This window comes from Sphingopyxis sp. H115 (assembly GCF_001468465.1).
Classification (GTDB): Bacteria; Pseudomonadota; Alphaproteobacteria; order Sphingomonadales; family Sphingomonadaceae; genus Sphingopyxis.
The window spans coordinates 104,519-123,292 of the sequence record NZ_LNSA01000003.1 but is presented as its reverse complement, the minus strand read 5'-3'; the positions used below and the strand labels follow the sequence as shown (position 1 = coordinate 123,292).

Genomic DNA, 18,774 nt, shown 5'->3' with positions numbered 1-18,774 from the left:
AGTTTGTGAACGTCGGCGCCGGTCCGCTTTCTGAAGCGGGCCGGCGTTGCCGTATCTAGCGACCGGCGCAGCGGCGCAGGTGGGCGGCGAGTTCAAGGCCGTTGCGATCCCAGTCGAAGCGCCCGCCGAGGCTGGCGGCGACCTCGGCCGGCGGCGGAGGCGCGGCAAGGATCGCCTGCACGGCTTTGGCGATGGCTGCCGGCGTGCGATCGACGATACGGCCGGCGACGGGCGAGGTGACCAGTTCGGCGGCGCCGCCCGCGTCGCTGATGACGATCGGGGTGCCGCACGCCAGCGCCTCGACCCATGCGTTGGCAAGGCCCTCGCTGACCGAGGGCATGACCACCGCATCGGCGGCCCGATAGAGTTGCGGCAGATCGGCGTTTGCGACCGGTCCCAGGAAATGAACGCGGTTTTCGACGCCCAGCCTCGCCGCAAGCGCGCGATATGCGCCCTCGGCTTCGCCGGCACCGGCGAGCCAGTAGTGGACGTCTGGCAGCGCCGGTAGCGCCTCGATCACCAATGCCTGCCCCTTGCGCGGGATCAGCGCGCCCACGGACAGGATCGCGTCGGCGCCATCCAGGCCGAGTGCCGCGCGCGCGGTCGTGCGGTCACCGGGATGGAAACGCGCGGTATCGATGCCGGTGTAATGGACGGTTATTTTCGCCGGATCGATACCGACGGCCGCCATGTCGCCGCGCATCGCCGCCGAAACGGCGAGCAGTCCCGCGGCCTTCGCGCCCGCTTCGATCACCTGCGACCGCGTTGCCGGATCATGGCCGAAATGGCTGATATCGGCGCCGCGCGCCTTTGCCGAGAAGGGGAGGCCGAGCGCATCCGCCACGCGCATCGCGGCAGGACCGTCGGGATAGAAGAATTGCGCATCGACGACGTCGAATTCGCAGCCTTCGACGGCAGCGAGGACGGCGCGCGCGACCTTGGCCGGGTTCGATCGCGCACCGATGCGCGGGATCGGCGTGAAGCGCGGCCGCCGGACTGAGAGCCCGTTCCAATCATCGGCTGGTGGCAATGCGCGCAGTGCGCGATAGCGCCTGTGCAGCGACAGCGGAAAGGGGGGCAGTCCGACCGGCGCGACGACGGTCAACTCGATGCCGGGCTGCACCTGGAGCGCGCGCAGGCTCTTTTCGACGAACAGCCCGAAGTTCGGCCGCGCGGCGTCGGGAAAGAGCGTCGCGATCGACAGGACGCGCAAGGGGACGGCCGGAGGCACTCTCAGAGCGTGCGGAGCAGGCGGACAGCGACGGCGGCCCAGGGCGGGTTGCTGACCACCTGTTGACGCTGGCCCGTGCCGAGGGGGAGCAGGTGGAGCTTCTCGCCGTCGACGTTGAGCAGGCGCGCAAAGAAGAAGCGCCCGGCAGGGCGGGGGACGAGCAGGTCGCGGTTGAGCGCATGTCCCCAATCGCCCTCGATCCGGCGGCACCAGATTTCATCCCCCGCGCGGTAATCGCCGATTGACGAAGTGACGCGCACCGCGACCATATCCTCGCCCGGACGCGCCGTGAGCGCTTGCTCGGGGCGCGTCGGCGCCTGCGCGCCCTCCGCGCCGAGGAGTGCGGTGATGCTGAGCTGCGTGTCCTGTGGCAGCTGGACGAGCTCCGCGGCTTCGACACCGAGCGCCTTGGCGATGCGGTTCATCCAGCCGAGCGACAAGGTTCGCGTGCCGGTTTCGAGCCTTCCGATCGTCTGCGCGGTGGTGGGCGGGTCGCAGCGCTGGCCCACTTCCTCGAGCGTCAGGCCCTTGGCGCGGCGGACGGAACGGATGCTGTTGATCATGGCGGATCCTCGAATAACCAAATCGGTTTCTTCTTTCCTACAAAATAATCCAATGTCAAGCCCGGTACGCAGCAAGGGAGAATCGCATGACCGCTCGCCGACTTGAAACGCGCATCCATCCCGACGACCGGATCGACCCAGGGAAAACGGGGCCGCAGGTGATGCGGTATGTGACGGTGAATGTCGGCGAAAGCCCGATCGCCTGGCTTGCGTCGCGCGGGCATCTGAGTCCGGCGCAGATCGGCGCGGGCGAGCGGCTTCGCGGCGACTATGAGCGCGCGGGGTTGTCGGCGCGGGTGACGATGCGCTGGGACGCCGCGCCGCCGGGCAAGAGCCGCGGCGGTGCGCGCGCGTCCGACGCATCGCTCGCGCGGATCGACGCGCACCGGCGCTTTCATGCCGCGCTCGATGCGGCGGGACCTGGGTTGGCCGACATCTGTTGGCGGGTGATTTGCGCCGGGGAAGGGATCGGCGGCGCGGAGAGGGCAATGGGCTGGCCCGCGCGGTCGGGGAAACTGGTCCTCGGACTGGCGCTCGACCGGTTGGCGCGGTTTTACGGGACGGGGTGAGCGGTGCGCATGACGGGTTCCGGCCGACGGCGGCGGCTAGAGATTGTGCGCCCCGGCGAAAGCCTGGGCCCGGAATGCCGACACCAGCCTTGCGTTTTCCGCACTGGGCCCCGGCTTTCGCCGGGGTTCATGCGGGGAAGCTCCCCACCCCCGAGCGGCAATCGCCGGACACGCAGTCTCCAGCCTAAAGCCGTACCTTGGCCTCCAGTTCGCGGCGTGCGGCCAGATATTGATCCTCCAGTTCGGCGACGAATTCGGCAACGGGGCGAACGGCGGTGACCGGGCCGATGCCCTGACCCGAGCCCCAGATGTCCTTCCACGCCTTTGCCTTGGTGTTGCCGCCTGAGCCGAAGTTCATAGTCTTCAAATCGCCCTCGGGCAGATTGTCGGGGTCCATGCCCGCCGACACGATCGACTGGCGAAGATAATTGCCGTGCACACCGGTAAAGAGGTTCGAATAGACGATGTCGGCGGCGCGGCCCTCGACGATGCCGTTCTTGTAACCGTCCTCGGCATTGGCTTCGGACGTGGCGATGAAGGCGCTGCCGATGTAGGCGAGATCGGCGCCGCATGCCTGCGCGGCGAGGATCGAGCGGCCATGACCGATCGCGCCCGACAGCGCGACGGGGCCGTCGAACCATTCGCGGATTTCCTGTACCAAAGCGAAGGGAGATTGCCGGCCGGCGTGGCCGCCGGCCCCTGCCGCGACGGGGATCAGCCCGTCTGCGCCCTTTTCGACCGCCTTGCGCGCGAAACGGTCGTCGATCACGTCGTGGAGCGAGATGCCGCCCCAGCCATGCACCGCCTGGTTGAGTTCCTCGCGCGCGCCGAGCGAGGTGATGGTGATCGGCACCTTCCACTTGGCGCAGGTCGCGATGTCCGCTTCGAGGCGGTCGTTCGATTTATGGACGATCTGGTTGACCGCATAGGGCGCCGACAGTCGATCGGGGTTGTCGCGGTCCCACGCCGCGAGTTCTTCGGTGATTTGATGCAGCCATTCGTCGAGCAAAGATTGCGGGCGCGCGTTCAACGCGGGGAAGCTGCCGACCACGCCGGCCTTGCACTGCGCGATGACGAGTTCGGGACCCGATACGATGAAGAGCGGCGAACCGATAACGGGCAGGCGCAGGCGGTCGAAAATCGGGGGAAGGGCCATGAATCAGTCTCTCCGGTTGCTTTATGCAACTGACCTTAACGTAAACGGAAGGGTGCGCAAGATATTCAGTCGACGGTCGGGCCCTTGAGTTCGACGATATTGCCCTCGGGATCGCTGATGTAGATCGACGGCCCTTCGCCCTCTGCGCCGTAGCGGGGACCCGCTTGTTCGATCGCAACGTCGTGACGGGCGAGGTGGGCACGAATGGCCGGCTCGTCGAACGGTGTTATCGCGATGGCGAAATGGTCGACGTTGCGTCCCTCCGCGCCCGGCGCTGCGCCCCCCGTCGAGCCAAGCTTGCCGTCGACGGTGACGAGATCGATCAGCGATCCGCCCGCGCGCAACTGATAAAGGCCGATTTCGTCCTGTGTGCGCTCGTCGGTGCAGCCCAGTACATCGCGGTAAAAGCCGGCCATGCGCTCGAGATCGACGACGCGAAGGACCAAATGGTCGATCGCGCGCAAGGCGAAGGGCGGTGTTTCCATGGCGATGGTTCCTCCAATTTCCGGTTCGGATAACCTGTTCTAACGAACGCGCAGACCCCCTGTCCATCGACCTGAGCCGGAGGTTGGTCCGGTGGCGGTTGCGATCCCCGACCGGGCGCGACAGGGTCGGGCGATGAATTTGATCGAACCCAGCCTTTTACCCGCCTCGACGGACATTGCGCGGCACCATCATCGCGAACCCTATGCGACGGTGGTGCTGGCGGGTTCCTATGAGGAGGCCGGCGATGCCGGACGTATCGCGGTGTGCGAAGGCGAAGTGCTGTTCCACGGCCCCTTTTCGGCTCATCGCGACCGGATTTCGCCAAAACGCACGGTAGTGCTCGACCTGCCCTTGCCGTTCGACGGCCGCGACTGGCCGGCACGCGCGCAGCTTGCCGATCCGGGCCGGATCGTCCGGCTGGCCGAACGCGATCCGGTCGAGGCGGTCGCCGCATTGCTCGACGAATTTGCCCCTGTCCCTGCGGCCGAAGCCAATGATCTGCCCGACCAATTGTCGGCGACGCTGCGGGCGTCAGTGGCGCCGCGGATCGGCGAATGGGCGGTGGTGCGTGGCCGGTCGCGCGAGCATGTCTCGCGCAGTTTCGAAAAGCTCTATGGTGTCTCCCCCGCCGCCTATCGCGCCGATTGCCAAGCGAAGCGGGCGTGGCGGATGATCGTTGCGAGCGACGCGAGCCTTGCCGGGATCGCGATCGAGGCCGGCTACGCCGATCAGGCGCATATGACACGGGCGGTGACGCGGCTGACCGGGATGTCCCCGCGGCGCTGGCGGATAGGGACGGCGTAGCGGAGGTCGCCTTAGGGGTGGGAAGTGGACGTCGGTTCCGCCCCCTCGTCACCCCGGACTTGATCCGGGGTCCATGACCTCGACGCCGCGATGGATCCCGGATCAAGTCCGGGATGACGAAGAAACAATGTCCACTTCCGGTCGTTTGCGGCCGTGCATCACATTCGTTCAAGAAGTGCGGGTGGTTTCGGGCCTAGACCCGCCGCATGACAAACCTCTCTCCCGCTTCGCCGCGCCCGATGGTGGCGCTGACCGACTTTCGCTTTCGCCTGTGGCCGATCCTGCTCGCTGCGGCGCTAATGCAGGCGATACTGGAACTTGGTCGCGTCGCCGCGCGCGAACTTTATCTTGCCGGCGCACCGATTTGGGACGGCTATATCTCGGTATTCCTGCTGCTCGCGATTGCACTCCAGGCGTTGCTTGGCTTCGTCGCGATCCTTCTCATGCGCCGGTTGCTGCCTGCCGCCGACCCGCATCTGCGATGGCCGCCGGGCGCAAATTATGTCGGGGTCGCCGCGTTGATCGGCGTGGGCATGGGGCTGGTGATGCTCGTCGCCGATTATTGGCCCGCGCTTGCGGCGCAGACTGCGCCAAACCTGAGTTATTCGAAAGCGCCGATCGATTCGGCGGGCTATCTGTTGGGAATGATAACGACGGGGCTGGCCGAAGAGACGATCTTTCGCGGACTGCTCGTGGGGATGCTTGTCGTACTCGTGCCGGGGCGGCTCAGGATAGGGGCGCTCGACCTGCCCGTCGCGGCCTATCTGGTCGCGCTGATGTTCGGGGCCGCGCATTGGAAGTCGTTTGCGGTCGACCCCTTTTACCAGGCGATGGCGCAGCAGATTTATGCCTTTGTGTGGGGGCTGGCCTATGTCTGGTTGATGGAGCGGTCGCGGAGCCTGCTCGCACCGATCGTCGCGCATGGGCTCGGCAATTTCACCGAGGTTGCGATCATCATCGCACTCAACGCGCTGTGGTCCTGACGCGACAAGGACGGCCGGATGGCCGCCCTTGGGTCGTTTGCGTGCGGCTGGTCAGGCCGCGATGGGACGCCGGCTCGCCTTGACCGCGAAATATCCGAAGAGGATCGCGGCGAGGAGGAGCGCACCCTGTGCCGCGGCAAACGGAGGTTCGGTACCGTTCGGGGCGAGCGCGTTGAGCGCAGGCACCTTCAGGAAGGACTGAACGACGAGGACGAACATGTTGAGGTAGAGCGCGGCGGTGGCGCTGACCGCATAGACGGTGGCGGCCCGGCCGCCGAGCTTGCGGGCATACCAGGCCCAGAAGGCGGCCACGAGCACCAGCGTCGACACGATCCCCGTGCCAAGCGCCGGGGTGAAGGCGACGATTGGAAAAAGGAAGCCCGTGAGGCTGGTGAGCAGGGTAAACCAGAGGAAGATCGCGTTGGTGCGGGGCAGGATGCGACCGCGGGCGAAGGCGGGGAGGGCGATGAGGCCCGCGCCGATGCCGACGAAGCTGATCGCGACATGAAGGGCGGTGAACTGCGATATGGTGAGGCCGAGGATCATGACACGTCTCCTTATGCTGCTGAGGAGGCGCGGTCGGGGGCCCGCGCCTCTTTCTTATCAGCCGTTGATGAAGTCGAGAAGATCGGCGTTGAACCGGTCCTGTTCGGTGACGGTGAGGCCGTGGCTTCCGCCCTTGTAGACCTTGAGCACCGCCTGCTTGACGATCTTGACCGTCGAGAGCGCCGCGGCGCCGATCGGCACGATCTGGTCGTCGTCGCCGTGAAGGACGAGCGTCGGCTTGTCGAACTTCTTCAGATCCTCGTTGAAGTCGCTTTCCGAAAAGGCTCGGATGCTGTCGAGCAGGCCCTTGAGGCCGCCGTTCATGCCCTGCCGCACGAATTCGTCGCGCACCGCTTCCGAAACCGCCGCGCCGTCGCGGTTGTAGCCGTAGAAGGGCAGCGTCAGGTCTTTGAAGAACTGCGGGCGGTTGTCGAACGTCCCCTTGCGGATGCCGTCGAAAACGTCGAGCGGCAAGCCGTCCGGATTGGCTTCGGTCTTGAGCATCAGCGGCGGGACCGCGCCGATCAAGGCGACCTTGGCGACGCGGGCTGTGCCGTGGCGTCCGATATAGCGGGTGACTTCGCCGCCGCCGGTCGAGTGGCCGACGAGGATCACCTCTTTCAGGTCAAGCTGTTCGATCAGTTCGGCGAGGTCGTCGGCATATTGGTCCATATTGTTATTGTCCCAGACCTGATCCGAACGGCCGTGGCTGCGGCGGTCGTGGGCGATGGTGCGGAAGCCCTGGTTGGCGAAGAAGACCATCTGCGCGTCCCAGGCGTCGGCTGAAAGCGGCCAGCCGTGCGAGAAGACGATCGGCTGTCCATCCTTCGGACCCCAGTCCTTGAAGAAGATGTTGGTGCCGTCCTTGGTGGTGATGGTGGTCATGATATGGTTCCTTTCGAGCGAGGGGAGCGGGATGTCCGTCCCGGTGGAAAAGGAGATAGGCCGGGGCGCCCTTGCGCGGGATTGGCGGACGCGACATTATGCGGGCCGATTCCGACAAGTGTGCGATTGGGGAGCCAATATGCCCAAGCTGAAGGTGCCGGACGCGGCGGAAATGCCGCTTATCGAGGTCGGGATGATGACCTATCCCGACTGCCAGATGGGCATGGTGCACGGGATTACCGACCTGTTCGACGTCGCAGGACGCTTTGCAGTCGAGCATGGACGCCGCCCGATCCGCGCGAGCCACTGGCGCTTGCACGACGGTGGCGGATTCGCTCGCTGGTACGACAGCCACCCCAACGAGCCGGCGGGCAATTCGCCTGCGGTTCTGATCGCGCCGGGAAGCCTGCACAAATTGCTCGAACCGGGCGAGGTCGAACCCTATGCGCGCTGGCTGCTCGACCGGCATGCGCATGGTGCGGTGCTCGCGTCGAATTGCGGCGGTGCCTTTGCACTCGCCGCCACGGGGCTGCTGGCGGGGCGGCCGGCGACGACGCACTGGTTTTTTGCCGAGGAGTTCAGGACACGTTTTCCGGACGTGCGAATGGAGGCCGATCGGATGGTCGTCGATGACGGAGACATCGTCACCGCCGGCGGGCTGATGGCATGGACCGACCTGGGGCTCCGCATCGTCGAGCGGTTGCTCGGCCCCACGGTGATGATGGAAACCGCGCGCTTTCTGCTAATCGACCCGTCGGGGCGCGAACAGAAAAATTACGCAAGCTTCGCGCCCAAGCTCAACCATGGCGACGAAGCGATATTGAAGGTGCAACACTGGTTGCAGGCGCGCGGCGCCGGGCCGGTTCCGGTGGCGGAGATGGCGGGCGAGGCGAGAATGGAAGAGCGGACGTTTCAGCGCCGGTTCAAGGCGGCAACTGGCATGACTCCGGTCGAATATGTCCAGCATCTGCGCATCGGCAAGGCACGCGAACTGCTGGAATTTACGAAGCGCACGGTCGACCAGATTGCGTGGAGCGTCGGCTATGAGGATGCCGCCGCCTTCCGCAAATTGTTCCACCGCCTGATCGGCCTGTCGCCGCACGAATATCGGCAGCGTTTCTCCACGCCGCAGTCGCTGGCGGAGGTCGCCTGAAAATTTTTTCGGTGTCGTGTCGATTTGACGTCGGCTCATTCGTCGTCTGGGTACGAGCCGCTGTTGGCCCGACAAAAGGAGACAGGCAATGCGTGTGATGGTATTTGTAAAAGCGACCGAAGACAGCGAACAGGGCATGACGCCGTCGCCCGAACTGAGCCAGATGTTTATCGACATGGGCAAGTTCAACGAGGAACTGGTCAATGCCGGCGTGCTGGTCGCCGGCGACGGACTGAAGCCGTCATCGTTCGGCAAGCGGGTCGCGTTCGACGGCCCCAGCCGCACCGTCATCGACGGACCGTTCGCCGAAACGCGCGAGCTGGTCGCCGGTTACTGGATCTGGGAGGTCAAGGACATGGACGAGGCGGTCGAATGGGTGAAGCGCTGTCCCAACCCGATGTTCGGGCCGAGCGAGATCGAGATCCGCCCCTTCTATGAAATGGAAGATTTCGGCGACTTGATCCCGCCCGAAGCCGCGGAGATCCATGACGGCGTGGGCGAGAAGCTTGCGAACCGTTGATCCGCCGGTCCACCCCGCCATGCGCCGCACCGCGTAGCGCATGGCGGCGGACCCCACCCACCGAGCGATCGAGGCGGTTTTCCGCATCGAGCGGGCGCGGCTGATCGCCGGACTGGCGCGGCTGACCCGCGACGTCGACCGCGCCGAGGAGTTGGCGCAGGACGCGCTGCTGGTCGCGCTGACCGAATGGCCAAGGAGCGGGGTGCCCGCAAATCCCGGCGCCTGGCTGATGGCGACGGCGAAGCGGCGCGCCATCGATGGCATCAGGCACACCCGGATGCGGGAGCGCAAACAGGTCGAGATCGCTCGCGAACTGGACGAGGAGCGCGACATGAGCGTCGAGACTGTCGAAGCCGCCCTGGACGATCCGCTGGGCGACGAACTGCTCGGCCTGATCTTTGCCGCGTGTCACCCGGTGGTCGGCGCCGAAGGGCGCGCCGCACTGACGCTGCGACTGGTCGGCGGATTGACCGTCGAGGAAATTGCACGCGCTTTCCTGTCAAACGAAGCGGCGATCGCGGCGCGGATTACCCGCGCAAAGAAGGCGATCGCCAAGGCCGGCGTGGCGTTCGAGGTGCCGCGCGGCGCGGAACTTACAGCGCGGCTCGGATCGGTGCTCGAGGTCGTCTACCTCATCTTCAACGAAGGCTATGCCGCGACGACGGGGCCATCGCTCGTGCGCCCGCCGTTGTGCGCCGAGGCGCAGCGGCTGGCGCGAATCCTGGCCGGGCTGCTGCCCGAGCAGCCCGAGGTGTGGGGATTACTTGCGCTGGTAGAGATCCAGGCCTCGCGGCTGGCGGCCCGAGCTGGTCCCGATGGGCGATTCGTCCCGCTGACCGAGCAGGACCGCGCGCGCTGGGACCGGCTATTGATCCGTCGTGGACTGAATGCGCTGGACCGTGCCGAAGCGCTGGCCGGCGCGGACGGAGCCTATGTGTTGCAGGCGGCGCTTGCTGCCTGTCATGCCCGGGCGCGTTCGGCCCAAGAGACCGACTGGGGGCGGATTGCTGGGCTGTACGACCGGCTCGCCGAGGTCGTGCCGTCGCCCGTGGTCGAGCTCAATCGCGCAGTTGCGCACAGCATGGCCTTCGGGCCCGAGGTGGGACTTCGACTGGTCGACGATATCGCCGACGCGGCCTTGCTGCGAAATTATGCGCCGCTTCCCGCGGCGCGCGGCGACTTCCTGTTCCGCGCCGGTCGAACCGGCGAGGCGCGCGTCGCGTTCGAGACCGCCGCGGCGCTGTCGGCGAACGAGCGCGAACGCGACTTCCTGCTGGCGCGCGCCGCGGCCTGTGCCCCATGACCGTCCGCGTCGAACGGATTGGCGCCGAGGCACAGCCGCTGGCTGTTATCGACGATTTCGCGCCCGATCCCGATGCGCTACGAGCCCATGCGGCGCGGGCCGATTTTATCCCGGCACTCCACCATTATCCGGGCGTCCGCGCCGTGCTGCCCGCCGACTATCTTGCGAACCAGCTGCCGGTGATCGCAGCGGTCGCAGCGGAAGCCTTTGGGCGCCATGGCCCGGTCGCTGTCGTCGATGCGAGCTTTTCGATCGTCTCGACGCCCGCCGATGCGCTTTCCCTTCCGCAGCGCCTGCCGCATGTCGACGCCTTTACCGCCGACCGCATCGCACTCGTCCATTATCTGTCGCCCGAAGACGGCGACGGGACCGCTTTCTACCGTCACCGGGCCACGGGGTTCGAGACTGTGGACGAGGCGCGGCGCGACCTGTTCTTTCGCCATCTCGATACCGAAATGCGATACGGCGGCACACCCCCGCCAGGCTATATGCTGGGCGACACCCCGCTGTTCGAATGCGTCCGCAGCGAACCGGCGCGTTATAATCGCGCGCTGCTCTATCGCAGCTGGAACCTGCACAGCGGGGCGATTTCGCCGGACAGCCCATTGTCGGCCGACCCCGGCACCGGCAGGTTGACGGTGACTGCCTTCCTGTCGATCGGCTGACGCCGGACCCACCGCATTTTTGCCACGGGTGCGCGGCATAAAGCCGCGATTGTTTCATTACAGGACAACGCTTTATCGCACTTCGGTGTAAGCTCGTCGATGGACGCCCTATGGCGCCCGACCTTGTCCCTTGAGTCTGGATACCGATACCGTGGATTTTTCGACCCGCATCCTGTTCCCCGCCGCGCTTGCCGCGACCGCGATCACCCCGGCGCTCGCCCAGCAGGCGGGCAGCATCACCGGCATCGACGCGCTGCGCGAATGGAATCTCGTCGTCCTCGGCAATTTGCAATCCTCGTCCGAGGTCGAGGGGCGCACGTTCGTCGGCGGCAATCTGACCGGCAATTCGTCGAATTACGGCATCCGTGCCACCAGCTCGCCCAACGGCCAGCCGGGGTTGACCGTCGTCGGCAATGTCACCGGCAGCCACAAAAATCTGAACAATGGGTCGGGGGCCGTCGTTGGCGGCAATGTGACGAGCGGGTTCAACCTCAACGGCCCGAACCAGATTGTGAAGGTCGGCGGGACGATCAGCAACACCAACGTCAACCAGAATAAGGTGCTGTCGAACCTCGATCGGAGCGATCCGGGGTTCGGGCTGGGGTTGCAGCAGCAAAAGTCCGACCTCGAGAGTAGCATGGGCAGCCTGTCGTTCGAGATGGGGACGCTCGCGGCCAACAGCCAGCTGACGGTGCAGGGCGGCCGCGGCATTTTCAACGCGCAACCCAATGCTCAGGGGCTGGCGGTGTTCGACATCAGCGCCGCCGACCTCGACCGGATCGGCGAGATCCAGTTCAACCTGAACGGTGCCGACACGGCGATCGTCAATGTCGGCGGGCGGTCGGTAACCCTCAACGACAATTTCCTCGGCGGCACCAACAACCTTGGCGAACATGTCATCTGGAATTTCCCCGATGCCGAGGAATTGAAGCTGAGCACGGCGTGGGGCGGGTCGGTGCTGGCGCCGCTCGCCGATGCCGAGACGCGCAATTATATCCAGGGTTCGGCGGTGTTCGGGAATTTGAAGCAGGACGGCGAGATGCATATCGGCACCTTCAAGGGCGGATATGTCACGCCGCCGTCGGGAGGCGGCGACAGCTCGACCGGGGGCGGCGGGAGCAGCTCGGGCGGCGCGGTGCCGGTGCCCGAACCCGGCATGTTCGGCCTGTTCGGGCTGGGCGTCGCGGGCCTGATCCTGTGGCGCCGCCGCCGCGCCAAAAGCGACGCCCGATAGGGCGCGGCGCGCTAGGCCTTTTCGGCCGCCACTGCCGCGGTCTTTTCGGCGCGGAGCTTTTCGGTGTGGAGCAGCTTGTCGGCCATCGCCTGCCACGCCGCCGCGGCGCGCAGATTGCGGTCGCGGACCTGCGTCAGCGCCGACGCCTCGGCCTCGGCCGAACATTTTTCGGCCTGGGTGCGGTAGAATTCGATCGTGGCCGACATGGCTGCTTCCTTAAAATATAGGGTCGATCAATCGACCATGTCGGCGATCAGGCGCCGGAGCTCGCGGCGCGACAGCGTCGGGCGGCGGCGGCGCGGCGGGGTCGCCGTCATCGCCTTGCCGGCCAGCGACAGCGCGGGCAGAGCGGGAAAAATTGCGTTATTATTCGTAAACATAGTCATCATCTTTATCTTTGGTTTCATGTGTTTTGTTGTTGGAGGACGGCGCGGCTCGCCGCCCCCTTCGGTCGGAGCCCACGCCGTTTGCGCTGGCTCCATTTGTCAGAGCCCGCGCCGTTTGCGCTGGCTTGGCGGAACCGGCCCGCCCCCGCGTTCGCGGTAGACGAGGCGGCCCTTGGTCAGGTCATAGGGGGTCATTTCGACGCGCACGGCGTCGCCGACGACCGACCGGATGCGGAAACGCCGCATCCGGCCCGCCGTATAGACGATGACCCGATGACCATTTTCGAGAACGACGCCGAAGCGCCCGTCGGGCAGGATCTCGTCGACCTGCCCCTCGAACGTCATGAGTTCCTCTTTAGCCAATAATCAGGCCGACTGGAGGTTCACGGCCGAAACCTTGCCATTCTTGCCGGTTTCGAGTTCGTAGGAAACGCGCTGTTCCTTGTTGAGCGTGTCCATGCCCGCGGCCTGGACCGCGGTGATGTGGACGAAGCTGTCGCCCGAGCCGTCTTCATTTTCGATGAAGCCGTAGCCCTTGTCATTGTTGAAGAATTTTACGATGCCGATGGCCATGGGGTGTTTCCTTTCACGAGAAACGGGAATCCACCGGCAAAAGCACCGGCGGAGCTGGTAGCGTGTGAAGGGAAGATAGTGCCCCGGAAGGCCGTCAATTTCCGTCGCATGCGACGTTAGCCCGACCCATATGGGCGATTGCCCACAAAAAGTCAAGGTCACGCCCAATTGTCGCGGAATTGCGCGGGCCGGACAGAGCGGATTATTCCGCGGCGCCGCGCCCGGAATTGCTATCGGAAAGCCCCCGATTATTTCCCGCGAACAGGCCGATAAAGCGCCAATATTTCGGTGCCCGGCGCGTATCGCTATGGCGGGCGATAGAAGCGATGGCGATCGACTTCGCCGTCGATGATGTTGCCCGCGAGCCGCCTGCGGATTTCGTCGGCACCCTCGCGGGTCATGCACACAAGCCGCGTGCCGCCCGATTTCAGCGGCTCGATCGCGCTGACGCCGATGCGCGCGGAGCGGCAGAGCGCGATCAGTTCGCTTTCGGCGAGGCTGAGGTTGATCGCGCGGCTCACGCGTCGTTCGCGGCGCGCGCGCGGATCGCGTCGGCGACGCGGGAAAACCCCTCGGCACTGGCGGTCGCGAGCGCGAGCGGGCGGCCGCCGAGTTCGGCATCCTCGCCATTGAGGAAGGTGATCGCCCGGTCGCGCCCACCCATGCTGAGGAACGCGAGCTGGCTGATATCGCCCTGTCGCTGCGCCTCGTCGCGCGGGAGCGCGGCGCGGTTCGGGCGAAATGCGTAGCCGGTGCGGCGCTTTGCGGGGGCCGGGGTTTCGGGATCGGTGGGCGGGGTGTCGGACTGCATGCGGGCGCCTCCTCTTGCGTAAGCGGGAGCGCGCGGTCTCTCAGCCGCGGCGGCCTACAGGACGTATGTGCCGCGATGATCCTCATGTGGGGACGCGCGCGGCGGATTATAAGGCCTGGCGAAGCGATTTTCCCCATCGCTTTGCCGCGAGGATCATCCGCTCGCGCTTTTGCGCGCTTTCCCGCCCTCGGGCGCCGGATCGTTCGCCGGGTCGGGGAGGGCGAAGAAGGCGCGGCGAGCGGTTTCCCCGGCCTGACGCAAGGGCGCGAAGGCCTCGGCGCGGGCGTTTTCCCATGCCTCTTCCTCGGCGGCGTCGAGCGTGCGTTCATAATATTGGTCGCCGAATTCGCCTTCCTCGATGCCCAGATAATCGTCGGGCGGCGGGAAATTGGTGCGCAGCTCGCCGGTCGAGGAGCTGCGCCAGACGGTCATCGCCGCGGCCTCTTCCTCGGGGGTGGCGTCCGCTTCGCCGGCGTCTTCGCAGGCTTCGGAATCGGCGGAAATCTGCGTAACTTCATTCGCGATCGCGGTGCCGCGCCAGAGGGTCGCGAGCGGGTTGGCGCGGTTGTCGCGGGCGGCGAGCCAGAGCGCGAGCGCGGCGGCCATGCCTTCGGTCGCGGGGGCGGGGGCGGTTTCGGCGGCGCCTTCGGGCGTCCCTTCGGATGCGGCTTCGGTGGCGGGGGTGCGCGCGGCTTCTGCAGCGTCGAACAGCGACAGGAAGCCCGGCCAGTCGCCGGCGATGACCTGCGCGAGCATCTCTTCGCCCGCCTGCGCGCGCGTTTCGACCATGCGGTCGAGCCGCGCGAGCATCGCGAGGCCGAGGCGGCTGTCGATACGGCGGCGTTTATAGAGGCTGCGGTCCTCCTCGCGCATCACGGTGGTCGTCTCGTCGTGCCCCCAGATCGCGCGGTCGAGCAACTCGTCGGCGAGCCGCCCGCGCGCGATCAGTGTCGCCGCGGCGCAGCCGAGCTTGAACGCCGCGCCCTGCGGCCGCTGTTTGAGCTGATAGACGGCGGACGGTGACATGCCGACCTGAGCCGCCGAAATCTTCACCGACCCGTTGGTGGCAAAGGCTTCGAGAAAATCGCGCTGGAGTTTGGGTGTCCAGTGATAGCTGCCGGGGGCGGGGATGTCGGCGGGATTGGGGGTGGCGTCGTCCATCGATTCGTCCTTTCGGTTGGGTGAAACCGACAGAATGAACCATATGGGTGAAATGTAGGAAAGTGATTTTATATTGGATTGTAGCGTCTTGTTTCCACCGCAAGTGAAAACTATTCTAAACAAGCTCAGGGAGGACGAACTTGCTAAAAGTATCAAAAGTCGATTTGACTAGCGGCTCTTCATTCAGTCCCGGTGGACTAACAGTGGTGATTGGGCCAAACAACGGCGGCAAGAGCCAGTTTCTCCGCGATTTGCGCTCGAAGGTAGCCACTCCTCGTGCGCACACGCCCAGCATATCTAGCGCTGATATAGAGGCTCTTCCAAGCTGGCATGGCTTACTTGATAAACTGGCATCTAATTTGAAGTTGGATGACAAAGGGAATTTGATTTTCGACCGCCTAGGAATCGATCTGGTTAAATCAGAACACATCCGACATCATCAAAGTGTTCTTCAACCTTATATGTCTGGAGAATCCCGGCAATCAAATGATTCTCAACAGCAAAGTGCATTAGAGGGTTTTGGATATTTTTTCTTAGCTAACCTTGGTACTGAAACTAGGCTCAATCTCATCGCTCGGCAAAAAGCGGCGGAGCAGCACATCGTCGGACCAAGTTCCGTTGCCGCGGCGATGCAAGCCGCTGCTCCTGAGGTGGGCGATTGGATCAATTTCCAAATACGGGGCGCCTTTCAGAGTGATCTAATTGTGGACGATAGCGTTCCATTTCAGATTGGGCTTGTGTTGGGCGACGCCGAGGGATTGCCTACTCACTATCAAGATCGCAAATCGGCGCTGGGCGCTCTTCGTAAAGCAGAGGAGCAGGGCGACGGCGTGCGCGCATTCTGCGGCGTCGTTACGGCTGCAGCGACCACCGATCGCTCGATAGTGCTCATTGACGAACCCGAAGCGTTCTTGCATCCGCCGCAGGCGCTTTTGATGGGCAGGGCACTCGCCCGTCTAAACAAGATTGGGGCGCAAGTTTTCGTGGCGACGCATAGCGCCGAAGTGCTGCGTGGTATCATTGGCGAAACGCGCGATGTTCAGATTCTTAGGCTCACGCAGACGGACTCAGGCTTTCACTCCAGATTGATTCAATCGAGCGACTTGGAGGAAATTACAAAGGACTCTTTGCTGTCGTCAGCCCGGGTTTTAGATGGGCTCTTTTACCGGGGCGTTGTGATTGCTGAGTCAGACTCTGATGTTGCGATTTATCGCCGAGTATTAGAACAAATCGATGAAAGTGGTTCTATTCATTTTTTGAACGCCTATGGCAAATCGGCGGCGATAAAAATGACTGACCCATACAGAAATATGGGAACGGGACATGCAGTTATCGTTGATTTCGATATACTTCGAGACGGTTCCGAATTCCGCCGTCTTGTGGAAGCGCTTGGTGGTGCTTGGAGCAGTTATGAAGGCGATTATCAGAGGCTGATGGACGACATCGAGGCTGCGGATCGACCTGAGGATCGATTGGCGGCAGCGGATATCGCTATACAAGAGATGCTAGCAATCGTCCGTTCGGACCGTTTGCCTCGTGATCGATTTAATGCTCTTCGTTATCCGCTTAGGTCGGTGAAAGACAAGGCGAGTGCATGGTCAGAACTGAAGCGGCTAGGTCGTGAAGGGCTGACGCTGGGTGGCCGAGCGCTATTCGACAACATTGAGGCTGAATGCGCTCGGATTGGACTGTTCATTGTGCCATGCGGAGAGCGAGAAGCTTGGCTGCCCGGCATCGTCGATTACTCACGCAACAAGAGTGCGTGGACTGAGGCCGCGCTGGCAGCGATCACCGACGGTAAATTGCAGGATGATCATCCTCTTCGAGCGTTCATGATACGCGTTAGGAATTTTGTGTTGGCATGACGATTGTTCCCCGCCGTGTGCTGACGGCAGGGAACGAGAAAGGCGAAGTGTCGGCTCTAAGCCCCATTCGCCGCCGACAATATCGCCCGCACACTCGCCGTCGCCACGTCGGTATCCAGCCCGCAGCCGAACAGGCTCCTGCCGTCCGCGGTGCGGCATTCGACATAGGCCGCGGCCTGCACATTGCTGCCCTGGCCGATCGCGTGTTCGCTGTAGTCGACGATGTCCATCACCGGGCCGCCGCTTTCGCTGAGCGCGGCGATGACGCTCGACATCAGGCCGTTGCCGCGGCCGCTGACGCTGCGCTGCATGCCGTCGATGGTGAGCTTGCCGGCGAAGATGCGGTCGGTGCCCCCAGAACCCGCGGCGTGCGTCTCCGACCAGTCGACGAGCTGGAAGCGTTTGGCTTCGGTCGCCAGATACTGGCCCTCGAAGGCGTGCCAGATGTCCTCGGCGCCGAGTTCGCGGCTCGTCTGGTCCGCCAAGGCTTGTACGACATGGCTGAAGCTCGCCTGCATCTTCTTGGGCAGTTTCAGGCCCTTGTCCTGTTCGAGCACCCAGGCGACGCCGCCCTTGCCCGACTGGCTGTTGACGCGGATCACCGCTTCGTAGCTGCGGCCGAGGTCGGCGGGGTCGATGGGCAGATAGGGGACTTCCCAGCGTTCGTCGTTCTGGCGTTCGCGCGCGGCGAAGCCCTTCTTGATCGCGTCCTGATGGCTGCCCGAGAAGGCGGTGTAGACGAGCTCGCCGCCATAGGGGTGGCGCGGGTGGACGGGCAGGTTGTTGCAATATTCGACCGTCTGGATGACCTCGTCGATGTTCGAGAAGTCGAGCCGCGGGTCGACGCCCTGCGTGTACATGTTGAGCGCGACGGTGACGAGGCAGGTGTTGCCGGTGCGCTCGCCATTGCCGAACAGGCAGCCCTCGACGCGGTCGGCGCCCGCGAGCAGGCCGAGTTCGGCCGCCGCGACGCCGGTGCCGCGGTCGTTGTGGGTGTGCAGGCTGATGATCGCGCGGTCGCGGTTGGGCAAATTCTTGCAGAAATATTCGATCTGGTCGGCGTAGATGTTCGCGGTCGATGCCTCGACCGTTGCGGGGAGGTTGAGGATGATCGGCTTGTCGGTCGTCGGCTGCAGGATGTCCATCACCGCTTCGCAGACTTCGATGCTGAAATCGAGCTCGGCGGTCGAGAAGGTTTCGGGGCTGTATTCGAAGCGCCAGTCGGTGCCGGGCAGGCGCGCGGCATTGTCGCGGAGCTGCTTGGCGCCCTCGATCGCGATGCCCTTGATCTCGTCCATCTCCATGCCGAAGACGATCTTGCGCCACGCGGGGCTGACCGCGTTATAGACGTGGACGATCGCGGTTTTCGCGCCTTCGAGGCTGTCGAAGCTGGTGCGGATGAGGTCGGCGCGGCTTTGCGTCAGCACCTGCGGCGTGACGCCCTCCGGGATGCGGCCGTTCTTCACGAGCCCCGAGATGAAGTCGAATTCGGTCGCGCCGGCGCTGGGGAAACCGACCTCGATCTCCTTGAACCCGCATTTGACGAGCAGGTCGAAGAAGCGCGCCTTTTTTTCGGCATCCATCGGGTCGATCAGCGACTGGTTGCCGTCGCGCATGTCGGTGGAAAGCCAGATCGGCGCGCTGGTGGTGACGCGGGTGGGCCATTGGCGGTCCGTCAAGGGAACCTGCGGAAAGGCGCTATATTTGACCGAGGGGTCGCGGAGCATGGTCATGGGGTTCAAACTTCTTCCGGGTGGTTGCGAGTGCTTGTCGATCGGACCCTTGAGCGGGTGGCCGCGACTAGCGCGCAGCCAGTGTCACGCCCAAGGGCGTGTAAGTCGCAGAAGAAGAAGGGCGTTGCCGCGCATGGCCGCCCTAGT

Annotated in this window: 22 protein-coding genes and 1 pseudogene; 9 read left to right on the top strand and 14 right to left on the bottom strand. The window is 64.5% G+C overall.

What is annotated here, in order from left to right; translation table 11 throughout:
* Positions 1-55: 55 nt before the first annotated feature.
* Both ATE71_RS03580 and ATE71_RS03575 read right to left on the bottom strand, forming a co-directional pair.
* Entirely contained in the window at positions 56-1,231 is a 1,176-nt protein-coding gene (locus ATE71_RS03580; protein ID WP_058802069.1) for a glycosyltransferase, read from the bottom strand.
* 2 nt (positions 1,232-1,233) lie between these two features.
* Complete coding sequence (locus ATE71_RS03575; RefSeq protein ID WP_058802068.1) at positions 1,234-1,794, bottom strand: helix-turn-helix domain-containing protein; 561 nt, start codon at positions 1,792-1,794, stop codon at positions 1,234-1,236.
* A gap of 86 nt (positions 1,795-1,880) precedes the next feature.
* Between ATE71_RS03575 and ATE71_RS03570 the strand changes: the two genes are divergently transcribed.
* Positions 1,881-2,363 (top strand): DUF6456 domain-containing protein, encoded by a 483-nt coding sequence (locus ATE71_RS03570; protein ID WP_414892406.1) that lies wholly within the window; start codon positions 1,881-1,883, stop codon positions 2,361-2,363.
* Between the two features lie 184 nt (positions 2,364-2,547).
* Here the strand turns inward: ATE71_RS03570 and ATE71_RS03565 are convergent, their stop codons facing one another.
* Both ATE71_RS03565 and ATE71_RS03560 read right to left on the bottom strand, forming a co-directional pair.
* Entirely contained in the window at positions 2,548-3,519 is a 972-nt protein-coding gene (locus ATE71_RS03565; protein ID WP_058802067.1) for an NAD(P)H-dependent flavin oxidoreductase, read from the bottom strand.
* A 65-nt stretch (positions 3,520-3,584) separates the two neighbouring features.
* Entirely contained in the window at positions 3,585-4,004 is a 420-nt protein-coding gene (locus tag ATE71_RS03560) for a VOC family protein (protein WP_058802066.1), read from the bottom strand.
* Positions 4,005-4,137: 133 nt separating this feature from the next.
* Between ATE71_RS03560 and ATE71_RS03555 the strand changes: the two genes are divergently transcribed.
* Positions 4,138-4,809, top strand: coding sequence for a helix-turn-helix domain-containing protein (locus ATE71_RS03555; protein WP_058802065.1), 672 nt, complete (start codon positions 4,138-4,140; stop codon positions 4,807-4,809).
* A 206-nt stretch (positions 4,810-5,015) separates the two neighbouring features.
* Positions 5,016-5,792 carry a CPBP family intramembrane glutamic endopeptidase gene (locus tag ATE71_RS03550; RefSeq protein ID WP_058802064.1) on the top strand — a complete coding sequence of 259 codons (777 nt, stop codon included), beginning with the start codon at positions 5,016-5,018 and terminating at the stop codon, positions 5,790-5,792.
* A gap of 51 nt (positions 5,793-5,843) precedes the next feature.
* Here the strand turns inward: ATE71_RS03550 and ATE71_RS03545 are convergent, their stop codons facing one another.
* Complete coding sequence (locus ATE71_RS03545) at positions 5,844-6,338, bottom strand: hypothetical protein (protein WP_058802063.1); 495 nt, start codon at positions 6,336-6,338, stop codon at positions 5,844-5,846.
* Positions 6,339-6,395: 57 nt separating this feature from the next.
* Entirely contained in the window at positions 6,396-7,223 is an 828-nt protein-coding gene (locus ATE71_RS03540; RefSeq protein WP_058802062.1) for an alpha/beta fold hydrolase, read from the bottom strand.
* A 139-nt stretch (positions 7,224-7,362) separates the two neighbouring features.
* On the opposite strand from ATE71_RS03540, the gene ATE71_RS03535 reads away from it, so the two are divergent.
* The 5 genes and pseudogenes from ATE71_RS03535 (at position 7,363) to ATE71_RS03515 (ending at position 12,098) form a co-directional block, all read left to right on the top strand.
* Positions 7,363-8,376: a GlxA family transcriptional regulator gene (locus ATE71_RS03535; RefSeq protein ID WP_152998630.1), complete on the top strand. Its 1,014-nt coding sequence runs from the start codon at positions 7,363-7,365 to the stop codon at positions 8,374-8,376.
* 88 nt (positions 8,377-8,464) lie between these two features.
* Positions 8,465-8,824: pseudogene (locus ATE71_RS03530) on the top strand (YciI family protein); the annotation flags it as partial.
* A gap of 112 nt (positions 8,825-8,936) precedes the next feature.
* Positions 8,937-10,199 (top strand): RNA polymerase sigma factor, encoded by a 1,263-nt coding sequence (locus ATE71_RS03525; RefSeq protein WP_058802060.1) that lies wholly within the window; start codon positions 8,937-8,939, stop codon positions 10,197-10,199.
* Positions 10,196-10,864: a DUF6445 family protein gene (locus ATE71_RS03520; protein WP_058802059.1), complete on the top strand. Its 669-nt coding sequence runs from the start codon at positions 10,196-10,198 to the stop codon at positions 10,862-10,864. Before ATE71_RS03525 ends, ATE71_RS03520 begins: the two co-directional genes overlap by 4 nt.
* Before the next feature lie 151 nt (positions 10,865-11,015).
* Positions 11,016-12,098: a choice-of-anchor A family protein gene (locus tag ATE71_RS03515; RefSeq protein ID WP_082665062.1), complete on the top strand. Its 1,083-nt coding sequence runs from the start codon at positions 11,016-11,018 to the stop codon at positions 12,096-12,098.
* An 11-nt stretch (positions 12,099-12,109) separates the two neighbouring features.
* On the opposite strand, the gene ATE71_RS03510 is transcribed toward ATE71_RS03515, so the two are convergent.
* The 7 genes from ATE71_RS03510 to ATE71_RS22400 all read right to left on the bottom strand — a co-directional run bounded on the left by ATE71_RS03510 (position 12,110) and on the right by ATE71_RS22400 (position 15,029).
* Complete coding sequence (locus ATE71_RS03510; RefSeq protein ID WP_058802058.1) at positions 12,110-12,304, bottom strand: hypothetical protein; 195 nt, start codon at positions 12,302-12,304, stop codon at positions 12,110-12,112.
* A gap of 27 nt (positions 12,305-12,331) precedes the next feature.
* On the bottom strand, positions 12,332-12,487 hold the full coding sequence (locus ATE71_RS22405; RefSeq protein WP_160328003.1) for a hypothetical protein: 156 nt from the start codon (positions 12,485-12,487) through the stop codon (positions 12,332-12,334).
* Between the two features lie 96 nt (positions 12,488-12,583).
* Complete coding sequence (infA, locus tag ATE71_RS03505) at positions 12,584-12,847, bottom strand: translation initiation factor IF-1 (RefSeq protein ID WP_058802057.1); 264 nt, start codon at positions 12,845-12,847, stop codon at positions 12,584-12,586.
* A 3-nt stretch (positions 12,848-12,850) separates the two neighbouring features.
* Positions 12,851-13,057, bottom strand: a complete 207-nt coding sequence (locus ATE71_RS03500; RefSeq protein WP_058802056.1) for a cold-shock protein — start codon at positions 13,055-13,057, stop codon at positions 12,851-12,853.
* A gap of 305 nt (positions 13,058-13,362) precedes the next feature.
* A complete protein-coding gene (locus tag ATE71_RS03495) occupies positions 13,363-13,578 on the bottom strand; it encodes a hypothetical protein (protein WP_058802055.1) in 216 nt (71 codons plus the stop codon).
* A complete protein-coding gene (locus ATE71_RS03490; protein ID WP_058802054.1) occupies positions 13,575-13,868 on the bottom strand; it encodes a hypothetical protein in 294 nt (97 codons plus the stop codon). The genes ATE71_RS03495 and ATE71_RS03490 overlap by 4 nt, the downstream gene beginning before the upstream one ends.
* Before the next feature lie 153 nt (positions 13,869-14,021).
* Positions 14,022-15,029 (bottom strand): hypothetical protein, encoded by a 1,008-nt coding sequence (locus ATE71_RS22400; RefSeq protein ID WP_058802053.1) that lies wholly within the window; start codon positions 15,027-15,029, stop codon positions 14,022-14,024.
* Between the two features lie 140 nt (positions 15,030-15,169).
* Here ATE71_RS22400 and ATE71_RS03480 point away from each other — a divergent pair, with 140 nt between their 5' ends.
* Positions 15,170-16,894, top strand: coding sequence for an AAA family ATPase (locus ATE71_RS03480; RefSeq protein ID WP_152998629.1), 1,725 nt, complete (start codon positions 15,170-15,172; stop codon positions 16,892-16,894).
* A gap of 56 nt (positions 16,895-16,950) precedes the next feature.
* Here the strand turns inward: ATE71_RS03480 and leuA are convergent, their stop codons facing one another.
* Positions 16,951-18,627 (bottom strand): 2-isopropylmalate synthase, encoded by a 1,677-nt coding sequence (gene leuA, locus ATE71_RS03475; RefSeq protein ID WP_082665059.1) that lies wholly within the window; start codon positions 18,625-18,627, stop codon positions 16,951-16,953.
* Between the last annotated feature and the right edge of the window lie 147 nt (positions 18,628-18,774).

Excerpts from the sequence above, each read along its gene's own strand:
- ATE71_RS03575 (WP_058802068.1), bottom strand. The coding sequence starts at position 1,794 with ATGATCAACAGCATCCGTTCCGTCCGCCGCGCCAAGGGCCTGACGCTC.
- ATE71_RS03570 (WP_414892406.1), top strand. The coding sequence starts at position 1,881 with ATGACCGCTCGCCGACTTGAAACGCGCATCCATCCCGACGACCGGATC.
- ATE71_RS03565 (WP_058802067.1), bottom strand. The coding sequence starts at position 3,519 with ATGGCCCTTCCCCCGATTTTCGACCGCCTGCGCCTGCCCGTTATCGGT.
- ATE71_RS03560 (WP_058802066.1), bottom strand. The coding sequence starts at position 4,004 with ATGGAAACACCGCCCTTCGCCTTGCGCGCGATCGACCATTTGGTCCTT.
- ATE71_RS03555 (WP_058802065.1), top strand. The coding sequence starts at position 4,138 with ATGAATTTGATCGAACCCAGCCTTTTACCCGCCTCGACGGACATTGCG.
- ATE71_RS03550 (WP_058802064.1), top strand. The coding sequence starts at position 5,016 with ATGACAAACCTCTCTCCCGCTTCGCCGCGCCCGATGGTGGCGCTGACC.
- ATE71_RS03545 (WP_058802063.1), bottom strand. The coding sequence starts at position 6,338 with ATGATCCTCGGCCTCACCATATCGCAGTTCACCGCCCTTCATGTCGCG.
- ATE71_RS03540 (WP_058802062.1), bottom strand. The coding sequence starts at position 7,223 with ATGACCACCATCACCACCAAGGACGGCACCAACATCTTCTTCAAGGAC.
- ATE71_RS03535 (WP_152998630.1), top strand. The coding sequence starts at position 7,363 with ATGCCCAAGCTGAAGGTGCCGGACGCGGCGGAAATGCCGCTTATCGAG.
- ATE71_RS03525 (WP_058802060.1), top strand. The coding sequence starts at position 8,937 with ATGGCGGCGGACCCCACCCACCGAGCGATCGAGGCGGTTTTCCGCATC.
- ATE71_RS03520 (WP_058802059.1), top strand. The coding sequence starts at position 10,196 with ATGACCGTCCGCGTCGAACGGATTGGCGCCGAGGCACAGCCGCTGGCT.
- ATE71_RS03510 (WP_058802058.1), bottom strand. The coding sequence starts at position 12,304 with ATGTCGGCCACGATCGAATTCTACCGCACCCAGGCCGAAAAATGTTCG.
- ATE71_RS22405 (WP_160328003.1), bottom strand. The coding sequence starts at position 12,487 with ATGATGACTATGTTTACGAATAATAACGCAATTTTTCCCGCTCTGCCC.
- ATE71_RS03500 (WP_058802056.1), bottom strand. The coding sequence starts at position 13,057 with ATGGCCATCGGCATCGTAAAATTCTTCAACAATGACAAGGGCTACGGC.
- ATE71_RS03490 (WP_058802054.1), bottom strand. The coding sequence starts at position 13,868 with ATGCAGTCCGACACCCCGCCCACCGATCCCGAAACCCCGGCCCCCGCA.
- ATE71_RS22400 (WP_058802053.1), bottom strand. The coding sequence starts at position 15,029 with ATGGACGACGCCACCCCCAATCCCGCCGACATCCCCGCCCCCGGCAGC.
- leuA (WP_082665059.1), bottom strand. The coding sequence starts at position 18,627 with ATGACCATGCTCCGCGACCCCTCGGTCAAATATAGCGCCTTTCCGCAG.